Source organism: Marinomonas dokdonensis (genome assembly GCF_052747885.1).
The window spans coordinates 56,007-78,060 of record NZ_JBRAND010000002.1 but is presented as its reverse complement, the minus strand read 5'-3'; the positions used below and the strand labels follow the sequence as shown (position 1 = coordinate 78,060).

Annotated in this window: 20 protein-coding genes; 6 read left to right on the top strand and 14 right to left on the bottom strand. The window is 42.1% G+C overall.

Annotation, left to right across the window (positions count from 1 at the left end; translation table 11 throughout):
• Positions 1 to 85 precede the first annotated feature (85 nt).
• Positions 86 to 607: a DUF2867 domain-containing protein gene (locus ACUM5Y_RS04875; protein WP_445975740.1), complete on the bottom strand. Its 522-nt coding sequence runs from the start codon at positions 605 to 607 to the stop codon at positions 86 to 88.
• A gap of 460 nt (positions 608 to 1,067) precedes the next feature.
• On the opposite strand from ACUM5Y_RS04875, the gene ACUM5Y_RS04870 reads away from it, so the two are divergent.
• The 3 genes from ACUM5Y_RS04870 to ACUM5Y_RS04860 are packed head-to-tail and all read left to right on the top strand — an operon-like array spanning position 1,068 to position 2,027.
• Entirely contained in the window at positions 1,068 to 1,349 is a 282-nt protein-coding gene (locus ACUM5Y_RS04870) for a hypothetical protein (RefSeq protein WP_445975739.1), read from the top strand.
• A 57-nt stretch (positions 1,350 to 1,406) separates the two neighbouring features.
• Positions 1,407 to 1,688 carry a hypothetical protein gene (locus tag ACUM5Y_RS04865; RefSeq protein ID WP_445975739.1) on the top strand — a complete coding sequence of 94 codons (282 nt, stop codon included), beginning with the start codon at positions 1,407 to 1,409 and terminating at the stop codon, positions 1,686 to 1,688.
• Between the two features lie 57 nt (positions 1,689 to 1,745).
• Positions 1,746 to 2,027 (top strand): hypothetical protein, encoded by a 282-nt coding sequence (locus ACUM5Y_RS04860; RefSeq protein ID WP_445975738.1) that lies wholly within the window; start codon positions 1,746 to 1,748, stop codon positions 2,025 to 2,027.
• Between the two features lie 89 nt (positions 2,028 to 2,116).
• Here the strand turns inward: ACUM5Y_RS04860 and ACUM5Y_RS04855 are convergent, their stop codons facing one another.
• The 12 genes from ACUM5Y_RS04855 to ACUM5Y_RS04800 all read right to left on the bottom strand — a co-directional run bounded on the left by ACUM5Y_RS04855 (position 2,117) and on the right by ACUM5Y_RS04800 (position 16,335).
• Positions 2,117 to 3,499, bottom strand: a complete 1,383-nt coding sequence (locus ACUM5Y_RS04855) for an L-serine ammonia-lyase (RefSeq protein WP_445975737.1) — start codon at positions 3,497 to 3,499, stop codon at positions 2,117 to 2,119.
• Between the two features lie 20 nt (positions 3,500 to 3,519).
• The gene (locus ACUM5Y_RS04850; protein ID WP_445975736.1) at positions 3,520 to 4,440 is read right to left on the bottom strand and encodes a LysR family transcriptional regulator; all 921 of its coding nucleotides are present in this window, start codon (positions 4,438 to 4,440) and stop codon (positions 3,520 to 3,522) included.
• A gap of 89 nt (positions 4,441 to 4,529) precedes the next feature.
• Positions 4,530 to 5,681: a M20 aminoacylase family protein gene (locus tag ACUM5Y_RS04845; protein WP_445975735.1), complete on the bottom strand. Its 1,152-nt coding sequence runs from the start codon at positions 5,679 to 5,681 to the stop codon at positions 4,530 to 4,532.
• A gap of 2 nt (positions 5,682 to 5,683) precedes the next feature.
• Positions 5,684 to 7,198: an aldehyde dehydrogenase family protein gene (locus ACUM5Y_RS04840; protein ID WP_445975734.1), complete on the bottom strand. Its 1,515-nt coding sequence runs from the start codon at positions 7,196 to 7,198 to the stop codon at positions 5,684 to 5,686.
• A gap of 12 nt (positions 7,199 to 7,210) precedes the next feature.
• Positions 7,211 to 8,146 carry an NAD(P)-dependent oxidoreductase gene (locus ACUM5Y_RS04835; protein WP_445976298.1) on the bottom strand — a complete coding sequence of 312 codons (936 nt, stop codon included), beginning with the start codon at positions 8,144 to 8,146 and terminating at the stop codon, positions 7,211 to 7,213.
• Between the two features lie 30 nt (positions 8,147 to 8,176).
• Entirely contained in the window at positions 8,177 to 8,659 is a 483-nt protein-coding gene (locus ACUM5Y_RS04830) for a hypothetical protein (RefSeq protein WP_445975733.1), read from the bottom strand.
• 1 nt (position 8,660) lies between these two features.
• Positions 8,661 to 9,500: a DUF3100 domain-containing protein gene (locus ACUM5Y_RS04825; RefSeq protein ID WP_445975732.1), complete on the bottom strand. Its 840-nt coding sequence runs from the start codon at positions 9,498 to 9,500 to the stop codon at positions 8,661 to 8,663.
• Between the two features lie 549 nt (positions 9,501 to 10,049).
• The gene (locus ACUM5Y_RS04820) at positions 10,050 to 11,720 is read right to left on the bottom strand and encodes a SulP family inorganic anion transporter (protein WP_445975731.1); all 1,671 of its coding nucleotides are present in this window, start codon (positions 11,718 to 11,720) and stop codon (positions 10,050 to 10,052) included.
• Positions 11,721 to 11,859: 139 nt separating this feature from the next.
• Positions 11,860 to 13,278, bottom strand: a complete 1,419-nt coding sequence (locus ACUM5Y_RS04815; RefSeq protein ID WP_445975730.1) for a sulfatase family protein — start codon at positions 13,276 to 13,278, stop codon at positions 11,860 to 11,862.
• A 68-nt stretch (positions 13,279 to 13,346) separates the two neighbouring features.
• On the bottom strand, positions 13,347 to 14,324 hold the full coding sequence (locus tag ACUM5Y_RS04810; RefSeq protein ID WP_445975729.1) for a Bug family tripartite tricarboxylate transporter substrate binding protein: 978 nt from the start codon (positions 14,322 to 14,324) through the stop codon (positions 13,347 to 13,349).
• A 61-nt stretch (positions 14,325 to 14,385) separates the two neighbouring features.
• Positions 14,386 to 15,864: a tripartite tricarboxylate transporter permease gene (locus ACUM5Y_RS04805; RefSeq protein ID WP_445975728.1), complete on the bottom strand. Its 1,479-nt coding sequence runs from the start codon at positions 15,862 to 15,864 to the stop codon at positions 14,386 to 14,388.
• Between the two features lie 12 nt (positions 15,865 to 15,876).
• The gene (locus ACUM5Y_RS04800; RefSeq protein WP_445975727.1) at positions 15,877 to 16,335 is read right to left on the bottom strand and encodes a tripartite tricarboxylate transporter TctB family protein; all 459 of its coding nucleotides are present in this window, start codon (positions 16,333 to 16,335) and stop codon (positions 15,877 to 15,879) included.
• 483 nt (positions 16,336 to 16,818) lie between these two features.
• Between ACUM5Y_RS04800 and ACUM5Y_RS04795 the strand changes: the two genes are divergently transcribed.
• Positions 16,819 to 17,649, top strand: coding sequence for a helix-turn-helix domain-containing protein (locus tag ACUM5Y_RS04795; protein WP_445975726.1), 831 nt, complete (start codon positions 16,819 to 16,821; stop codon positions 17,647 to 17,649).
• A 64-nt stretch (positions 17,650 to 17,713) separates the two neighbouring features.
• A complete protein-coding gene (locus ACUM5Y_RS04790) occupies positions 17,714 to 19,147 on the top strand; it encodes a sulfatase family protein (RefSeq protein WP_445975725.1) in 1,434 nt (477 codons plus the stop codon).
• Between the two features lie 222 nt (positions 19,148 to 19,369).
• Here ACUM5Y_RS04790 and ACUM5Y_RS04785 read toward each other — a convergent pair whose 3' ends face one another.
• Positions 19,370 to 19,912, bottom strand: coding sequence for a hypothetical protein (locus ACUM5Y_RS04785; protein WP_445975724.1), 543 nt, complete (start codon positions 19,910 to 19,912; stop codon positions 19,370 to 19,372).
• A gap of 168 nt (positions 19,913 to 20,080) precedes the next feature.
• Between ACUM5Y_RS04785 and ACUM5Y_RS04780 the strand changes: the two genes are divergently transcribed.
• The gene (locus ACUM5Y_RS04780) at positions 20,081 to 21,967 is read left to right on the top strand and encodes a methyl-accepting chemotaxis protein (protein WP_445975723.1); all 1,887 of its coding nucleotides are present in this window, start codon (positions 20,081 to 20,083) and stop codon (positions 21,965 to 21,967) included.
• Positions 21,968 to 22,054 lie beyond the last annotated feature (87 nt).

Below are 22,054 nucleotides of genomic sequence, written 5' to 3'. Positions count from 1 at the left end.
TAAAAGGCCAGAATTATTATTCTGGCCTTTTTTATTTAAAATCAATAACTAACAATCCTGACACACTCATCTATTTAGCCCGTTTCTATACTTGTCCTATTGCCTGAGTAATTCGCCTAGCAACCTGATGATGCACTGGTGTTACAGGCAGCATATATAACTTCCCTAAACAGTTTTTAATATGTACACATGTGGTAATGGTCACTTTAGTTACACCGGATACACTGTCCTCCTCCATATAAACCGCAACCACTACACTAAGATGCTTATCTTCATCTCCCAATAAAACTTCATGAGCATGCCTTTCCAGCAAAGTGAAAATACCCACTCGATCACCGATTGAGTAACTTGCACCAGCTTTATTCGGCTCAATCGCTGAAAATACACCTAAATCCTTAAGGCCTACAATGCCTCCAATAAGGTTACGTAGCCTCATTAAACCGTCTAACCATTTAGGTGTATCTTGCATTACACGAATATACTGCTCTAACGGCTCCAATTCTGGATACGCAGCGTTCACCTGCCAAGCATCATAAAAATAGGCACCTGCAATCCTGGATTGCACACAGCTCTGCGTTGGCGGGGAAGTTTTTACGGCTACATTCATATCTTAACCACCTATATCCGATACCCCTTCATGGGTAAGTTTGAGTCTATTATGCGCTTGAAGACATACATTGCCATGATGACTGCCTGTTAAAAAGCTTAAATCAACGATTTAAGAAAGTTTTTCAAGCTTTTTAAAATAAAAAATAAGACGACATCGTGCACTTTTGAGGTGTTTTCTTACCAATTAACACCTTAGCCTTCTCATTGTTACGAGTATCCACACCTAACTGCACATTTCTTATTAATTTTATAAACACTTTCTACGCATTCAACTAATAAGTAATTATTTCTTGTGAAAAAGATGGTTTTCATTCTATTTTTTCTCTATACGAATCAAAAATGGAAGCACCCTCCGAGCTCTTTTTATTTAAATTAAAAGAGCTATTATATATTCCATCGAAAGCAAAAAAATTAATTAAACAGTTAAAAACTTTTTAAATATATATTGGAGAATCATTATGAAAACATTTACTAAATCTACGCTAGCCGTTATCACTGCTGCACTACTAAGCACAAGTGCTTTTGCAATCAGCTCTGACGACAGCCCAATTGAGCAAGTACGTACTGCTAAAGCTGGTGTTGAGGCTCTAGCAACGACTCTAAAAAATGAAGGTGTTGCTGTTGATACCAAAGTTAACTTAGACGGTGCTCGTACTTACGCACAAAAAGAAGCGGTTTACCAAGCGAAATATTCTGAGCTTCAAGCACAGTTCGATGCTTTGAACCAACAAAACTCTTAATCGCTAAATAGCCATCACGATTTAAATTATTAAACAGAATTTGAAAGGAAGAATTTTATGAAAACTTTTACAAAATCTACGCTAGCCGTTATCACTGCCGCACTACTAAGCACTAGTGCTTTTGCAATCAGCTCTGACGACAGCCCAATTGAGCAAGTACGTACTGCTAAAGCTGGCGTTGAAGCTCTAGCAACAACTCTAAAAAATGAAGGTGTTGCCGTTGATACCAAAGTTAACTTAGACGGTGCTCGTACTTACGCACAGAAAGAAGCGGTTTACCAAGCGAAATATTCTGAGCTGCAAGCACAATTCGATGCTTTGAACCAACAAAACTCTTAATCGCTAAACAGCCATCACGATTTAAATTATTAAACAGAATTTGAAAGGAAGAATATTATGAAAACTTTTACTAAATCTACGCTAGCCGTTATCACTGCCGCACTACTAAGCACAAGTGCTTTTGCAATCAGCTCTGAAGACAGCCCAATTGAGCAAGTACGTACCGCTAAAGCTGGCGTTGAAGCTCTAGCAACGACTCTAAAAAATGAAGGTGTTGCTGTTGATACCAAAGTTAACTTAGACGGTGCTCGTACTTACGCACAGAAAGAAGCGGTTTACCAAGCGAAATATTCTGAGCTGCAAGCACAATTCGATGCGATTCATCAGCAAAACTCATAGTTTCCACTATGAGTGCTGATAACCTCATCCTCAACTAAAAGGCCAGAATTTTATTCTGGCCTTTTGTTATGCAAATGGGTCCGTCACCGTTAACACTCGATGATATTGACGGCTAACCCTCCTCGTGAGGTTTCTTTATACTTCTCATTCATATCCATGCCCGTAGCTCGCATGGTCGCAATCACTTTATCGAGGGATACATAATGATTGCCATTGCCACGCAAAGCCATTGAAGCAGAGTTGATCGCCTTCATTGCTGCCATGGCATTTCGCTCAATACAAGGCACTTGAACCAAACCACCAATAGGATCACACGTCAGTCCAAGATTATGCTCCATGGCAATTTCCGCAGCATTTTCTATTTGCTCTGGTGTTCCGCCCATTACCGCAGCTAAGCCTGCCGCTGCCATAGCGCATGCTGAACCAACCTCTCCTTGGCAACCGACTTCGGCCCCTGAGATAGAAGCATTCTCTTTAAACAAAACGCCAATTGCAGTTGCGGTGAGGAAAAAGTCAAAAATTCCCTGATGGTTAGGGTTCGACCCAAACTGCCAATAATAATGCAGTACTGCTGGAATAATTCCTGCTGCACCATTCGTAGGGGCTGTAACCACGCGCCCACCTGCGGCGTTTTCTTCATTAACCGCTAAAGCATAAAGGTTTACCCAATCCATCGCTTCTAATGAAGGGGTTATAAGTTCCATTTTGCTTTTTGAGTTGAGATCTCGATAAAGACTTGGGGCACGACGCTTAACTTTTAAGCCTCCGGGCAAAATACCTTCACGCTCAGTCCCTAAAGAGACACAAGCTTGCATGACAGACCAGATACGCAAAATTCCTTCTTGAATAGAATCTTCAGAGCGCCAAACTTTCTCATTTTCCATCATCAGCTCAGCAATGCTTTTGCCTTCTTGCTGACAGAGTTTGAGTAGGGTTTTCGCATCATGAAATTCATGGGGAAGCTGGGTAGTATCCTCAACCAAACAGACCTTACCTTGGTCATCTTCCTCAACAATGAAGCCGCCTCCAACCGAGTAGAAAGTGGCCTTATGCAAGACTTGCAAGTGTTTATCGTAGGCAATAAGAGTCATGCCATTGGCATGAAAATCTAATCGGTCGATGCGGTGATAAATCAGATCATTTTCAACCTGCATGGGAATTTTTTTATGGCCTAACAGCTGTATTTGAGCATTTTTTTCGATGGCAGCCACTCGCTCATTTACCATGAGTGTATCTATGCTTTCCGGCATTTCACCTTCTAGGCCCATTAATACCGCTGTACCTGTACCATGCCCTTTTCCTGTTGCTCCGAGAGAGCCATACAGATCAATCTTCAAACGTTCTAATTGGGGCATTAGGCCTAGAGTTTCAATTTGATGCGCAAACTGGTTGGCCGCAATCATAGGCCCAACGGTATGGGAGCTGGATGGGCCAACACCTATCTTGAATAGGTCAAACAAACTAATCGCCATGGTTTCCCTCTGTCATTTGCTTAGTGCTCATTGGCATGAAAATCTCGTAACCATAATTGCAAATGTTTTAATAAAGCTAAGGGCGCCTCAGTTAATTGACGACCTAACCGTGTGGCAATATGCACCTCGCCAGAGGATAAGATTGGATCCTCAATGGGTAATGAAACCACCGTTTGATCATCCAGCTCCCGACGCACAACAAACTCTGGCAAAATAGTGACGCCCATATTGGAGCGCACGAACTCTTTTAACAGGGCGAACGAGTTTACCGTCATCACTGGAGCTAACCGCACCCTGTGCTTAAACTCTGCCACGCCTATTAATTGTCGAACGCCAAACTCCTTTTCTTGCAGAACTAATGGGTAAGGCATGACATCTTCCAAGTGCACAGGTCTACCAAGACTTTCCAGAGGATGGTTTGGTGGCACAATGGCGCATAAAGGATGCAAAGAAACCTCATGTGAGCGTAATTTATGATGATGGGGAGGATGGAATAACACCCCTATGTGGGCCTCATCTTCTTCTAACTGTCGGATTAGTTCATTGGAACCGGCCACATGCACAGAGAGGGTTAAATCTGGGTACTGTGCTTGAAACTCAGGAAGCACCTTCGACATAATTTCGCCAATAAACCCTTCGCCAATCGCCAAGGATATATGGCCGGTTTTCAGTCCTTTAAGGGCTCGAAGTTCAGACAAGCAGCTTTCTTCATTCGCCGACGCTTCTCGGTAATACTTCAATAGCAATTCACCCGCTTCCGTCGGGCAGATACCCTTGCGGTGTCGCTCAATGAGAATACAGTTCAGCTCTTCTTCTAATTGGGCAATTTGGCGGCTAATCGCCGAGGGGGCAATACTTAATTTATCTGCGGCTGAGCGAATCGTCCCTAATGAAACCGCTTCATAAAAATAGGCTAAACGCTTAGCATTAATATCTTTCATTTTCACAGCCTTAGGCAGCAGTCTTGAGGTATAGAAGAGGTGGCCAATCCACAGGCCACCCCAAAGATCATACTACACAGCCTTTACTATCACTTGGGCAATTGCTGTTTCACTAACTCGTACCAAAATTTAATCGCAACTTCGATCACTTTATCGTTGAAATCGTAATATGGGTTATGAAGCGCAATGGATTCGTCTTCATCAACCCCTAACCAAAAGTACGCGCCTGGACACGTTTCTAGCATGAAAGCGAAATCTTCCGAAGCCATGGAGGGCTGCAGGTTATGATGAGCTTTATCCTGACCACATAGGCCTTTGGCAACCTCATAGATAATGGCTGCATTTTCAGGATGGTTAGTGGTAACAGGGTAACCTCGGTTAAAGGTTAACGAGACTTGTAAGCCGGGAGACATGTCATAACTGGCAACGTATTCTGTCATCACTTGCTCAACTTGTTTACGTACCTGAGAGTTCAAACAACGCACCGTACCTTGCAGCGTAGCAGACTCTGGCAATACGTTTATGGCTTCGCCACTATTAAACATGGTGACACTAAGAACGGCAGACTCGAGAGGAGAAACGTGTCGAGAGACTATGGTTTGCAAGCGCAGCACCAAATCTGAAGCGGCCACGATCGGGTCAACACCCATATGAGGCATCGCCGCATGACAGCCTTTACCTGTCACCTTGATTTCAAAGGTATCTAATGACGCCATCATAGCCCCATCATTTACGGCAATATCCCCCGCCGGTAAACCAGGCCAATTATGCAAACCGTATACGGCATCCACTGGGAAGCGTTCAAAAAGACCATCCTCGATCATTTTCTGTGCGCCACCAAGATTCTCTTCTGCTGGCTGGAAGATAAAATATACCGTGCCTTGGAAAGGCTTTTCAGCGGCCAAATAACATGCAGCCCCTAGCAACATTGCCGTATGTCCATCATGGCCACAGGCATGCATACAGCCTTTGTGTTGAGATTTATGATCGGCACAACCCAATTCCTGAATGGGCAAGGCGTCCATATCTGCTCGTAACCCAATGGTAGGGCCATCGCCATTTTTAAGGACTCCGACAACACCGGTTACACCGATTTCGGTCTGCACTTCAAGCCCAAAACTGGTTAATAACTCAGCCACCTTTTGTGAGGTTTGATGCTCATTAAAGCCCAGCTCTGGGTGCTGATGAAAACTTCTTCGCCATTTTGTTGCATCGGCAACCAGTTGCTTCATATCTATCATAATCATTCCAAATTCGCGCTATATCCAAAATTTGCAGCAGGTGTTCGTGCGGTTTCCACCCAAACACTTTTTACTTCACTGTACTCTCGTAAAGCTTCTAACCCTGAAGATCGTCCGTAACCACTCTCTCCATAGCCACCAAAAGGAGAGGAAACATGAATCGTTTTATAGCTATTGATCCAAAAAGTTCCAGCTTTTACTTGATCTGCCACCCGGTGAGCACGACCCACATCCTTAGTCCAAACCGCACCCGCTAGACCAAACTTACTGTCGTTGGCAATGGCAATAGCGTCATCTTCATCTTTAAATGGGATAGCGACCACCACAGGACCAAATATTTCTTCCTGAGCACAGGCCATATTATTTGCCCCTTTTAAAAGACTTGGGGCGACATAATAGCCTTCGCTTTTATCCACACCTGGATGGCCGTTTTCAAGTAAGACCGCACCTTCTTGCTGTGCGACCGTTAGCATGTGGTTCACATGCTGATATTGTTTTAAGTTGTGGATGGGGCCGATTTGAGTCTGGGCATCGCTTGGATCCCCGATAATAAATTGTTTTGACGCCTGAGCGACGGCTTCACAAAAACGATCATAAATGCTTTCTTGCACCAATAATCGAGAGCCAGACACACAGCTTTGCCCAGCACCGGAAAAAATCGCTGCTTGCGCGCCTTTCGCTGCTAACTCTAAATCTGCATCATCAAAGACAATATTGGCTGACTTGCCGCCAAGCTCTAGTACACATGGGATGCCCTGCTCCGCGGCAGAAACGGCAATTCGTTTACCCGTGGCAGGAGAACCAACAAAGACAATTTTACGTATCTTGGCTTGCTTAATCGCCATTTGACCTGCTGTATGTCCATAACCTGCAATCACATTGATCAAGCCTTTTGGAACGCCAGCTTCATCGGCTAAGACGGCCACCAAAAGTGACGAGACGGGTGTTAGCTCAGAAGGTTTAAGAATCACCGCATTACCTGCGGCAATGGCAGGGGCTAACTGCCACCCACAAGTAAAGATGGGAGCGTTCCAAGGGGTAATTTGTAAAACAGTGCCCAGTGGCTCGTACTTCACATAATTAAGATGGCTGGTCGGCACAGGGATAACTTCACCATGAAGTTTATCCGTCCAGCCGGCATAGTATTCGAACATCTCAGCGACTTTTAACACTTCAACTTTCGCGTCACGAATAGGTTTGTTGGCGGAATAGCATTCTACCAAAGCAAGATCCTCTAGATTTTCTCGAATCTTAGCACCAATTCGTTGCATGATTTGCCCACGAACTTGTGCCGTCAGGCTCCACCAAGCTTTTCCTGCTTCAGCGCTGGCAGCGTCTGCCGTGGCAATGATAGCTTCGTCGGCATCAGGATAGCTCAAGCGTTCCAACCCCGTATGGGCATCATGGATAACAACCTCTTCACCAGTACCATAAACAAACTGGCCATTAACAAAACTTGGGATACTCGTTGTGTTATCCCAGTAACTCTGAATAATGCGTTGGTAATCTGCTTTCATGAATCGTCTTCCTTAGCCAAATAAGTCCGCATTGGTGTATTGGGCAATGCAACAAAAGTCTTTATCATCCGAAATCGTCGTGGCGCTAGCTTGCCATAGCTGCTCAGTCTGTAAGGTCATAGGTAAATTTAATCCCAGACTCTCTGCTAGATCTTTGGCTAAGCCGATGTCTTTACGCATCAAGCCCATAGTGAAACCTGAGTTATAGGCTTTGTTCATAACCCAAGTTGGGAACATGGCTTCACTTGCGCCACTGCGACCAGAGCCTGCATTAATGGCTTGAAGCACTTTTTCAGGATCGACCCCAGCCTTTTCAGCGAGAGTAAGAGCTTCTGCTGTGGTAACTAAATGAGCTGCCGCCAACATGTTGTTGGCAATTTTGGCGATATTACCGGCGCCGATTCCTCCAACGTGTACACGCACCCTGCTCATTGCTTCCAGCACCGGAAGCACTGACTGATAAACAGACTCATCACCACCAATAACCATACTCATGGTGCCGGATGCGGCTCCTGCTGGCCCACCTGAAACAGGAGCATCAAGAAATGCGATACCCTTTTTAGAGAGTTTTTCCCCAACAAGGCGGCTGGTTTCTGGTACCGATGTCGTTGTGTCAATAATGATACTGTCGGATGGCAATAAATGTATTAAGCCCTCAGGCCCTAAGCAAACAGCCTCAACATGCTCTGCTTTTGGCAGAGATAAAATAACAATAGCGCTTGAACTGGTCAGAGCTTTTAGATCATCAACACAGGATACACCGCATTCTTGAGCAGCTTGACGTGTCTCTTTGGATAAATCGAAGCCAGAAACCGTGAAGCCTTTACCCACTAACGTCGCGGCCATATTACGGCCCATATTGCCCAGTCCAATAACACCTATATTTAGACTCATGACATTCATCCTTAAAATGGATTTAAAGCGCCAGTCATAGCTATAAAGCTTAATTAACGTATAAATATGACTGGCGAATTGAACTTACAGTAAAGCGTCGGCAACAATAACAGAGCCTACATACGTCCCTGTGAACACCAAAATTGAGATGATGGCGATCTTAACTCCAGATCGCTTAAACAACTCAACTTCCATCTTGGTGATGGCAATGGCCGCATAAGCCAGAATGGGGGTAACCATGGCTAGAAAACTAATGTTTTTAAGCTCTGCCAAGATAACCGCAGAAACCGGTGACATTGGAATGGTTAAGGCAACACTCACTAATGACACCCAAGCCACTGCTGGAAAACCGATCGGAATAAATTTGGCTAGTAATACACCAATCACCACCATGGCATAAATAATGATCATGGCCGGTAGTGTTACAATTGGGTTAATGCCTGTGCCTGCCCAGTTACTAATCAAACTCACTAAGGAAATAACCGCTAGGGCAAGTAAGTTTTCTTTAAGGGTTAGCTTTGTCTCAGTGATGTTTTCTTCTACAGTGTTTTCAATACTAGAGCTCATTTTATTTCACCTCTTTTGTAACAAGATCGGCAGAACTTTCACCGGATAATTTTTTGTAGAACCATTCCGAGAAAGGCAGGGCAATAAAGATGGCAACATACAAGCCTGTGGCATTAGTTAATAAGTTACTTGCACCAGCAAAAGCCAATAACTCGTCTTTCATTTCAGGATGGGCAGAGGCTAAAGTGCCAGAACAAGCGGCCGTCATACTGCCACTTCCGACACCACAAGCCATTGCAAGGGCTCTTGGGTCAAACCAATCGGTTGTTGCCAAAAAGCCAGCCATTAACGAGAAGTAGATGGTGCCAAACATGGTCCCCATCACATAAACTCCCATCACACCAATGCCCTCTTTACTCTTTAGTCCGTAGCGGTCAGAGATTAATGCGATGTTTGGCTCTCGGGCGATAGAGTGGGTTGCACCAATGGCTTCACGACCCATCTTGAATACCAGTACAGCGATTGGCATGGCGATCAGCATGGTGCCTAAATTACCAATCTCCTGCAGTATCATGGCACCGCCTGCTTCAGCGATTTTCGGTAAAGCAGGCCCGATCAAAGTTCCAAATTTAGCAATGAATGGCAGGATGCCGATTACGATTAACGGTGCGGCAATGGACGCACTTTTCTTTGTTAAAACCTTTTGAGAGAACTTTGTGATATTTGGGTTCATGAACAGGCAAATAGCAAAAGCGTAAAACAAAGGTAAAAACAACAATTTTGCATTAGCAACAGGGATACTTTGAATCCCTATCAATTCAGATAAAACAGACACGATGACGACAACTAAATGCAGCCGCCAATTCAGCAGTAAGCTCGTTAAGCTAGATGTGTTATTCATTCAAGACTCCATTTATTTAGTAGATGCGCTCAATAATGTGGCCTTTTTATAAAACGCCTTTCCATGTTGCTTTAGAATTATCGCTATGTTGCCCAAACAGCAACAAAGAAAACATATTAAATAAATGAGAATTGTTTACATAAAAATCAGCCAACGCATTTTTCGCACTGTCTAGATGCATTCATGCATTAAATTGGGGTGTTAGTGTAGTTTTGTAGCAGGTTATCTGACTTTCATTAAAGATGATTATGCCCTTTTATAAAGCAGAGCCATTTATTGACAGGGATTAAAGGAAGATAAATGCTAGGTTGAAACTCGTCCACCTTCATTACTTTTACTCTAAAAACGTAATCTAATATTACCAATAGATCTAAAAATAAAAACAGAGCCCAAGCATTGATCAGTCAAATGAAACATTTGACTGTTAAGACTTACAGGAATTTCCACTAAATCATCCTAATAAGCCGTATTTTAAGAAGGTTCAGATCTTTTCTATCAAAAGCAGTCTTTGCCTAAGACAGTTTTGATCGTAGCAAGTTGACGTGATTTTCACGGAAGGTCTTGCTTCTCAATTGAAAGAACATTAAGTAATTCTTGCCGACAATTAAGAATACTGTGCTCCCCTAAATGTTCTTTCACACCTAATTTTAAAGCTTGGTTTTTCACTAAAGGCTTCATACCAAAAAAATACAAACCACCACCCTTTGTCATCAGCTTATGATTTATACTTGCTAACAACTCAATACCACTTAAATCTATTGAGTTAATGCCACCACACAAAATAATGATTCGCTTTGTTTTAGGTAAAGCCGTAACAGCCTCCAGCTTACTTTGTATGTGCCCCACTGAACCAAAGTAAATAGACATATCAATTCTTAAAAACTGAACCTCTTTATCTTTGGAATCTTCTGAATCGATCTCTGTAAATAAGAAATTACTTGCATCTAGCGTCATTTCTGTCACTTCTGGAACAGAGGTTTTTAGGAGAAATAAGATTAACGAGACAAACACACCAAAATAAATTGCATACTCTAGTTCAAAGAATAAAGTTGATAACAATGTCACTAGCAAGACGAGAGACTCAGATCGGCTGGTTATCAAAATTTTCTTAATGTGAGAAAAATCAACTAGGTTGTAGGCAACAAGTATAATTACCCCCGCCATTGCTGACACAGGTAAGTAGGCTGTTAATGGCGCAACTAACACCACCAGAAACATCAGTAGAATGGCAGCAAAAACAGCAGACAAGCCAGACTTAGCACCAGCGGTATAATTCACACCAGAACGTGTAAAAGAGCCAGAGCCTGCATAACACGAAAAAAAACTGCCAAATATATTAGACAAACCCTGGCCAATAAATTCTTGGTTGGGGTCTATCCTCTGTTGAGATTTAACTCCAATAGCACGACCGATCGACACAGCTTCAATTAGCCCTAGAATGGCAACTGCCAAGGCTTCTGGAAGTAACTGGTGAAGAGTCTTGATGGAAAAGTCTGGTAGACTCAAAGGAGGCAAGCTTCCAGGGATCTCACCGACCAACTCAATTCCTTTGTCCTCACCAGCAAACATAGCAACTAGGCTTCCAATAACCATAGCGATTAACAAGCCAGGGAGTGCGGGGTACTTCACCTTAAAGAAGATCGCGATTAGCAATGTGCAAAGCGCCACACTTAGGATGGCTAAATTCAATTCATGTATGTTTTGAACACTGACACTCCAAGTCTCTATAAATGAGGCACCTCGCTCTATAGAGAGTCCGGTCATATGTTTAATTTGGCTGGTAGCTATCAGGATAGCCGCACCTGCTGTAAAGCCAATAACAACTGTATGACTTACAAAATCAACCATTTTGCCGAGTTTAACCAGACCAAAAGCAAGCTGATACACCCCAGCCATAAAAGTAAGGGTTAGAGCCATGGATATAAACTCAGCACTGCCTGGTTCTGAGTAACCACTGACAGAAGAAAAGACTACTATCGAAATTGCGGTTGTTGGACCTGAAATCAAATGTCTGGATGACCCAAATAAAGCGGCTATAACTGGCGTAACCATCGCCGTATATAAGCCATATTGAGGAGGAAGTCCTGCAATCGTCGCGAAGGCAACTCCTTGAGGTAACACAATCACAGCCCCTGTGATCCCCGCCATGAAATCAGCCTTTATATCAGCAACCGTAAGCGTTCTGAACCAAATTAAGAAAGGGAAAAACCTAGTAATCATATTAGGGCCTTTGCGTTAAACCATAAGAAAAGCTTTTGAAGAAAAGGATGTAATAAGATGAATTTTCGAAGCTTGATCGGCGGTCACACCGCAGTAAGTAGAGATTTGTCCTCTACTTACGCGGTTCTCACCAGTAAGTTTAGAAGTTACCGACACACTCAGGAACAGGATCAACAGTCATAATACTTTTATCGAAACTGGCCAACATCAGTCTATTTTTGATCGCAGCATATTCTGTATCGAACCATCGGTTATCAAACTCTGATGGATCGGTGTGTAAATCGTACAGCTCACCAATCTCAGAACCATGATAAACAACCAATTTGTATCGCCCATCAAAATACATGGTGGCATGAACATCTTCATGAACCCCTGGTAGTGAGTTGTAATATTCACAATAAACAGAGTCTTTGTGGAAATCTGAATCGACTCGACCAGTCAAAATATCGATTAGGCTTTTCCCTTGAACCCTTTGTGGGATATCAACACCAGCAAGATTTAAGATGGTTGGTGCCACATCAACTAATTCTACCAGCGCCTCGCTTTTAAGGTCCTGCTGCAAGGATCCTGGACACGAAAAAATTAATGGAACATGCACCAAACCTTCATAAAAATGGCCGCCCTTTAAGATCAAGCCATGATCACCAAGCAATTCACCGTGGTCACTATGAAAAATAATGACAGTATTTTCTCTTTGCCCAGTATTATCCAAATGCTCAATAAGCCGACCGACTTGCTCATCAATTTGATCGATCATGGCATAATAATCTGACACATAATTCTTCTTTTCCCAGTCTGAGAGCTTTTTACAACTTGGGCCTAATCCACCTTGCCCACCAAACTCATAATCTTGCTGCTGAGTGAGAGTTTTATTGTCTAGCTCCCCATCTTTCCATTTCGGAAGTGGCATATCGTCAACTGGGTATTTCTTTTTAAACTCTGCCGGAGGGTCAAAAGGATGATGCGGATCAAAAATATTGATACTCAATAACCAAGGTTTGTCGGCATTTTCATCCACAAAGTCGATCGCTTCATTGATACACCAAGTGGTCTGATGATATTCAGATTTTATTCCGCCATTTCGACCATGGTAGTCTTTTTCCCAAGAGACACCATTTGCTTTCAGCCAAGCCTGATAAGCGTTTTCTTCCCCCCAACCATCACGAGGCCCATGACTCCATTTGAATGTTTTATAGCCATCATGGGGTAAACGTGTCTCCACTCGCCCATCTGCAGTAGACAAATGAAGCTTTCCAACTAAACCACAGGTATAGCCATTTTGTGAGAGCATGTAAGGAATCAAAACTTCCCCTTCAGGGAAATAGTCATTACCATTTCTAGTCGCCCCTGTGGTTCTCGGATATCTGCCCGTTAAGAAACTCGCTCGACTTGGTGTACACACAGGGCTTTGGCAATAAGAGTTTGTGAAGGCAACCCCTTGTTCGACCAAGCGATCTAAATGTGGTGTATGGATATGTTGATTACCCAAACTGCGAATGGTGTCAAAACGCTGCTGATCAGTACAAATCCATAGAATATTGGGCTTCTTATTGTTCATTATTCCTCCTTTTAAGCTCTAACAGCGAGCCTGTTAGAGCTTTGTTGAATGCGGGTCTGTTTAATTGACTATTTCAATACACCTAAACCTTTAAGAATGTTTTTATTGCTAACATTCAAAGTTTCTAGACGCGACCGGTATTCGTCTGATCCATTGTAATTGACCAATAATTTTCTTTTCTCAAAGGCTGCAAGTAATTCAGGATCGCTCAACGCTTTTTGGATTGCATTATTCAAGATTGCCAACCTGTCTGCAGGGGTACCTTTCGGAGCCACAACACCGACAAATAACTGACCCGGAGTAAAACCCTTATCTTTTAGAGAAGGAATTGAGTCAAAATAACTCGGTTTTACTTCCATAATGTTAACTAATGGCTTCAAGCTGCCCTCTTGGAATTCCGCTATAAAGGTATGAGAAGGTAGAATGCCAGACTCGATTTCATGACCTAAAAGCGCTTTCTTTGTAGCAGCACTGCTTTTATAAATTATCTCATTCACATCTGTGTTCGAGCTGTTTTGTAGATCCATAAGTGGCAAATGCTGAACGTTATAAACACCATCGATACCAACTTTTATTTTCCCAGGGTTACTTTTTGCAGAGTCCATAAACTCTTCAAAAGTGTTATAAGGTGAATCCCCTGGAACGACTAAGAAGTGCGCGGCATCGAACACATTGGCAATCAATTCAAAGTCTTCGACTCCAGAATATCGGGTGCGGCCTAAATGCGGCATAATGGTAAGTGGAGCGACAGAAGCCTGACCAATTGTGTAGCCATCAGCCTTGGCGTTAAATACATTTGTTAGCGCGATGGTTTGTGTTGCGCCAGGCAAGTTCTTCATAACGAAGTTAGCATTGTTTGGCATATACTTTTGCACGTAAGGGTATAAAGTCCGCACAATAGTATCTAGACCTCCACCCGCACCATCAGGAATTACCCAAGTTATAGGTTTCTCTGGGTAACTGTCAGTATCAGCTAAGACGTAACTTGACATCACAAATGAACTTAAAGCTACCACACCTGTTATTAGACTTTTTTTAATATTCATATAACTTTCCACCTTTTTACTATTTTTATTTTACTTTCCCTGAAAAATATAAAATTTAATTTTATATCTTACCCTTCTTATATGCCCCATATAATGCTCCAAAAACAATTGACAGAATTATAAAGACAAGCACACCAGAATAAACATTCGACACAAATATTTGATAATCACCTGATGAGATACTTAAAGATCTCCTAAAGTTTTCTTCTATAATTGGCGCTAATACATATGCAATAATTACTGATGGTATCGAATAATCGAATCTTTTTAAGAAATAAAAAACTATTCCGATAGCCAAAGCCAACCATAAGTCAAAGAATGAACTTTTAGACGCATAAACTCCAATTAAGCACATAACCAAGACGATTGAGACTAAAAAGGAATTTGGTACCATTAAGATTCTTGAGAATAGTGGTGTTAATAGACGACCAATAATATACATAGCTACTGTCGTAATTAAAAAGCCATAAAATATACCGTTCACCAGCTCACCATCCGTTTTAAACACGTTAGGTCCTGGCTGAATACCATGCATAATAAACGCCCCCATAATAATCGCTATGGCGGCTGAACCTGGTATTCCTAACGCGAGGAATGGTACAAGAGCCCCCCCTGCAGAAGCATTGTTAGAAGACTCAGGCGCAGCAATCCCTTCTGGGTTTCCTTGACCAAAGGTTTCGGGCTTTTTGGATACTTTTCTCATTAGTGCATAAGCAAACCAGCAAGATGCCCCACCACCAATGCCAGGCAAAATACCTGTGATTGCACCAATACTTGAGCCAATAAAAGTAGGTTTAGCTATGCCTTTGTATTCTTTAAGGCTTAAAGAGGTTTTTAGTTTTTTCTGATCAGATATATGAATCGTATTCAAGCCTTTACTGATCATAATAAAGAGCTCGGAGATCGCGAACATCCCAACCAGAAAGGCGACTAGATTGATGCCGTCCATCAATTCTGGTTGATCGAAAGTTGCCCTATTCACGCCCGTCAATGTATCAATTCCCACCGTACCCGCCATAAGGCCAAGCAGAATTGAAATCATGCTTTTGATTTTGTCTTGCCCGCTAAGAAGCCCAACCGTCATCAGCCCAATGACCCCTATCAAAAAATACTCAGGGCTACCAAAATTGAGAGCAAAATTCGCCAGCGGTATCGAAACAAAGATCAGTACCAATCCGCCAAAAATACCGCCAATAGATGAAGAAACTAACGAGTAAGATAAAGCTTTACCCGGCGAATCATTCACAGCCATAGCATTACCGTCTAATACTGACGCAGCGGCCTGAGGTGTACCTGGCACACCCAATAGAATCGCAGAAATAGACCCACCGTATTCACCTGCTTGATACGTTGCTAGCAACATCAAAATCCCAGCTAAAGGAGGCAGCGTAAAGGTTACGGGTAATAACAACGCCACAGCAATTACAGTTCCAAGCCCAGGTAGCGCGCCAAATATCATGCCGACTACGGTTCCGACTAAAATGCATAATAGATTTGTTAAGGTGAACAGGTTAAGTAAATCGTATCCAAAAATTTCCATATCAGAACCCTCCTACAAAGATAAAGACAGTAGTTTTCCAAATAACAGGTAAACAAAAACAGAAACAGATATCGCTGTAAAAAAAGCAACTATCATTCTATTAGTGAAAGAGCTATCCCGATAAAAAACCAGTAACGTAAAGACCAAAGCAAACACACTGAAATAAAAATAACCAAAGAACTGCCAACTTAATAGAAACACTACCGTCGACATAACCGTTAGTAGAACCAGCTTTAAATTTAATATTTCAAAGACACTATTTTCTTTACTTTTAACATTATCTTTAATTAAAACGACAAGGCATAAGAAAATCGTTATCCCTGCCAAAACATTAGGGAAATACGTTGGACCAACCCCACCAGAGTTGAAAATAATGGCTTGTGATGCACTGTAATTAACGTCATACACGTAAATCCCGACGATAAAAATCAAAAAAATGGATATTAGGTTGTTACATTTTTTCCAGCTCATACTGTACCTTTTTATATTTATTAGTTTGATACTTACTTTTAAGTTAAAACCGAATTAAAAATCTAACGTTCGTTTCCCGACATTAAAGGAAATGAGTAGATCAGATAACGGGCGCTTGCCTAACAAGGCACATTGGAAATTTAAACAACTTAAAGCCTGCGTTGGATTACGGTTCAAGCAGGCGAATAGTTCGTTCAATATTTTTGCCACAACTTTAGACGTCGGGCACTGTGAAGCCTTATCAGACAGATAAGGCATGGAACATTTGGAATAGGCGGCAACACTTGCCCCCATACAATGTGTTTGTCTTGTGGCCGTAAGGCCTCTTTTAGGTACTAATTTCCCTGTATTCACTGTCATAACTTCCTACTCCAACATTCTTATTTTTATCGGCTTTAGTAAATTAGTAGAGTTGACACAAATTTCATATTTGATATAGTGACTTCCATTATTGAAATTGTCAAGTGTCATTCAAGGAATGCTATGAGCCAACAAATAAACATTAATCCCGCTGATGAAATCAGCACTACAGAGAACACGAACCCAACCGTTCGGTTTCTCATGGTAATGGAATACTTAATGGCTCATGGAGAAAAGCCGGTCAGACAGGTGGATATTGCCCGAGACCTAAATCTGTCTACAGCGACAGTCAACAGAATGGTCACAACTCTATCGAATCGCGGCTATTTATTTCGCACCAGTGATAAACGCTGTGTCGTTAACTTCCGTTTAACCCGCAACGTTCCTATGCCTGAGCAGTATCTAAAAACCCTCGACGAAATCATGCAGCGAACCACTAATAAATATCGCGTTTCAGCTGAAGTTGTTGTCGTGAGTGGATTTGACTTGTTATGGCATTCAAAAACAGAACTGCCAGATGCTTCTGTAAAACTGCGAGCGCACGTTGGTTTCCGACGAAATTTATATGAACTTGATGCACTTTCAAGGTTGTATTTAAGCCGAAGTGATTGGGATGCCATTAGTTATAAATTCAACCCAAATGGATTTTTCAGAGCAGGCGTTGATCGTGCAAGCCTCACAGCAAATGAAGCAAAAGACATACTTAATACCACCGCCAATGACTCTTTTGCTTATGACATGGAAGGTAACCACGTAGGTGTCAGAAGATTTGCCACCATTATCGAGGATGAAAATGGGAATTTCTTACATCTATTCAGTATTGCTGAAGCGGCTATTCCTGTTCGAGATAAAGAAGAAAAAGCCAAAACCTATTTATCAATGCTTGCCGAGGTAAAACAACAGCTACAAGAGGCGATTAAAAAACACAAAGTTATTGCAATAAATTTCGAGTAATCGTGTTGCCTAGAGGCTGAATAGCCCAAGGCAACCAAACTCACTTTTGACTGACGAGGTAATTATGGAAAATAAAAATAAACGTCCAAATATTGTATTGATTCTAACTGACCAACAGAGGTTGGATACCATCGCTGCATTGGGCTACCCGCATATGGAAACCCCAAACCTTGATCGACTAGCAAACGAAGGTACGGTTTTCGAGAACATGTACGTTACCGCTCCTTCTTGCTCTCCTTCAAGAGCTTCGTTATTCAGTGGGCTGTATCCACATACAAACGGCATTTTTAGAAATGATGAGCCTTGGAATTATTGTTGGGTACAGGAATTAGCCGATACAGGCTATCGTTGCGTCAATGTAGGGAAAATGCACACCATGCCTATCGAAGGCCCGTTCGGTTTTCATGAGCGTCATGTGGTTGAAAACAAAGATCGTGACCACCCTAACCTACCTTTCTATTTGGATAATTGGGATAAAGCATTAAAAGCCAGAGGCGTCGATAAACCTTCCCGCGTTAGCTACCGTAAACGTGAAGACTATAAAGACTGCTTAGGTGCTTTCGTTTGGGAGATTGATGAAGATTTACACCCAGATGTTTTTGTTCCACAAACAGCGGTTTGGTGGTTAGAAAGATACAATGGTAATGAACCTTTCTTCTTAGAAATTGGTATCCCTGGTCCGCATCCACCATATGACCCAACCGCTCGTTACCTAGACAAATACATTGGAAAGGATTTACCTAAGCCTATTCGAGACTATGACCTAGACAGTCACCCAGAACCTTTAAAAAAACTTCGTGAGAACCACATAAATGACGATCATGATGCTGTCTATCACTTAAGAAACCCAACACCGGAACAAACGCATCGCCAGCGTGCGCATTATTATGCCAACGTTACTATGATCGATGATCAGGTTGGTGAGCTGATGAAAGCCTTAGATAAACGTGGCGTATTAGACGATACCATCATTATCTTCACTACAGATCACGGTGACTGTCTAAATGACCATGGCCTAAGCCAAAAATGGAATATGTTTGAACAGAGCATTCATGTACCTGCAATCGTCTGGGCTCCAGGGAAAGTTGCAGCAGGCAAAAAAGTAAGCGATCTAGTGGCGCACTTTGACCTAGGGCCAACGATTCTAGATTTAGCTAAGGCTAACAAGCCAGACTGGATGGAAGCAATTTCCTTACATGGTTATTTAACAGACACAGAACAAACTAAACGTGAACGTGTTTTTGCTGAACATTCAGATGACCCAATACTCGAAGGCACCATGTATATGACGATGGTGCGAGAAGGTAACTACAAATTGGTTCATTTCGTCGATCATGAAGCTGGTCAATTATTTGACCTACAAAATGACCCTCAAGAAAAGGTCAACTTGTGGAATGACGAAGAACATCAAGCCATTAAGCAACGTTTATTGCATGAAATATTAACTTGGCGAACCCTGAGTGCAAGGCACACACAAGGTTTCCACTCAAGAGCGTAACTTTCAGGGCGTAAGGCTTGCCCCTTAACGGAATAGTGTTCTAATGCTATTCCGTTTTTTTATCTTTAATATCCTCCCTTGTGGTCTCCATTGATCAGCCTCTTTCACTATTCACATAGCTCTTATATCAATAAATTTATCTTCTAACTCAGAATAAAAAATTGCCGAGGCTTTAATCGTTCCCATTCAAAATGTAGAGGGGGTAAAATTAGCTCTTAATGGTTAATCCTGTGGCTCCCAATATTCATCCACTATAGTGTCCTCTGTCGCACTGTGGAAGGTTACTGTGAACCAGTCTTGGCCTGCATCTGCCTGAGGAAAATGCCAAGTATTTTCAGGCACCACATCCCAGCAATTCATAAGGTCTTCTGCACTGTCCAACTCTGGACTAACAATGGCACACGCTTTAAAAGTCATATCCACACCACCAGGGGAAGCGGAAGAAATACTGCCTTCCCCTTTAAAAGACACCAAGCGCTGTATACTGTTTCTATGAATTTCAGGGCGAGGCATTTTGCAACCGGCACGCAAGATAAAGACTCGACACAAGCCAATCATGGATTGCTCCGGAGCATTAAGAGCCTGAGTAAAATGCGTAACAGGTATGTTGTAGGAAGCAAAAGGAAGAGAATATTCAGGGTCTTTAAAAATCGCCAATGCTTCTTGGAAGGCTGAGGCTAGAATCTCTTGGGTGGTGGAATCATGAAAAACCATGTTATGAAGTTGTTCAATAAGCTTGCTATCACTCTCACTAACTCTTGGCACAATATAACCTCTAAATATTAGTTCCCTAAAATAATAAAAATAATTCCCATTCATCAGCCTCAAATAATAGAGTCAAACTCATAGAGATTATTTTCTTTCAAATAAGATCTTTAATTTGTATTATGAATTAAATTTCACACTCTAACGTCTAATTTTCTGGGGTATTTAATGTCTATTCGCACAAAAATAATGTTACTAATGGGTGGCATGACATCTTTACTTGTATTGGTAATTTCCATTATTAGCTATGTGAATTTCAAATCCGAATCTGTTTCAGGTTATACAAAAAGCTTAGAAAATCAATCATTTCTAATCTCCAAGAGCATTGAGCAGAAAATCAATCGTATGTTTGATGTGCTCAATGCTGTCGCTGCAGAACTTGAAATCTATGAAGACGAAACATTAAATGAAGATGCGGTACTCGCTTCAATCACCTCCATTGCTGATAACTTTGATGTTATGGGCTCCCACATCTCCATGAAAAACGGTGACATATATGCTTCCCTAGCAGGCGGCTTCGTTAAAAGCGTCAACGCTAAAGAGACAGGCCGCGAATGGTACGTGAGAATATTTGAAGGCGAAGATAGAGTTCTAACAAAAGTCTACAAGAATGGTGAAGGTGATCTTGCTATTGCGATGTCGGTGCCAGTTTTCCGATCCGGAAAGAAAGTCGCTCTGTTAGCTGTTAACTTGCGTGTAGACCTTCTTACTCAGTTCATCAACAGCCTATCGGGTAACCAAAGAATCTTTGTATCAAGAGAAGATGGTTACCTACTCGCGGCGCCTTCCGCTGAATTAATTGGAGAAAATATTTTCGACCTCCAGCCAAGCTATCAAGCTTATCAAAATAAAGAAGCAAGCAGTCACACCTATAAACAAGACGGAGAAGATTACTTCGTCGCTTCTGCCAGAACAGAATCTTTGGGTTGGAACGTTTGGGCCCTAGACGAAATTAACGTTATAAACTCAGCATCTAATAAGAACTTAATCATTACCGCTTCTGTTGCCAGTCTTTTCGTTATTGCAGCATTAATAATGATTTATACCATTTTAACAAAACTGATTTACCGCCCTATTGGTGGTGAGCCAAAAAATATTGAAGCGGCTGTTCAGAAAATATCAAATGGCGATTTATCTTTTAATGAAAGTAACCTAGATAACATTACAGGTGTTTATAAAGCAGTACATGTTATGGTCAATAATTTAAAAGACATGATCAGCCAGATTAACTTAACCACTAAAGATGTGACTCAGTCTTCAGATCAAATGAAAATGACTGCTGAAGGTGTAGCCAAAAATGCTGAAGAACAGATGCAGCAACTTGAGCAAACAGCCTCTGCCATGCATGAAATGTCTGTATCTGTTACAGATGTGGCCAAAAATGCACTCAATGCCTCCACCGCCGCCAATGATGCCAATGAGCAAACCACGCAGGGCATGACACTCGTTAATCAGATGAACTTAGATATAAACACTCTAGTGATGGGAATTGAAGATGTTCAAAATGTCATCAATGACCTAGCATCGCAAACCAACAACATCGGCGGCATCCTTGATGTTATTCAGGGCGTTGCTGAACAAACTAACCTACTCGCTTTGAATGCGGCCATTGAGGCTGCAAGGGCAGGTGAACAAGGTCGAGGCTTCGCAGTAGTCGCCGACGAAGTTCGCAACCTAGCGACGAGAACACAAGAAAGCACAGACGAGATACAAAAAGTTATCAGTGAACTGCAAACTGAGGCCACCAGATCCGTTTCTCTGATGAAGGACAACGCATCTCGAGCCAAAGATACCGCAGCGAAAACCGATGCAGCCAACCACTCATTGGAAGCAATCAAGCAGTCTGTTGGAGAAATACAAAATATGAACACTCAAATTGCCACCGCCGCTGAACAACAAAGCAGCGTAGCGGACGAAATTTCGAGCAGCCTAATTCATATTAATGATAATGCGAAGCAAGCCTTTGATAATGCACAGAAGAATACTGACGTAGCCAGTAGCCTACAAAAGTCCGCCACATCTCTGAGTAATGAAGTAAATAAATTCTCTTTTTAAGACCGATAAAGGGAGGACAACTCTAGTCCTCCCTTTAGCATACTTTGCATAAGTAAATTAACCTGAATCCAAATATAGTTTTCCACC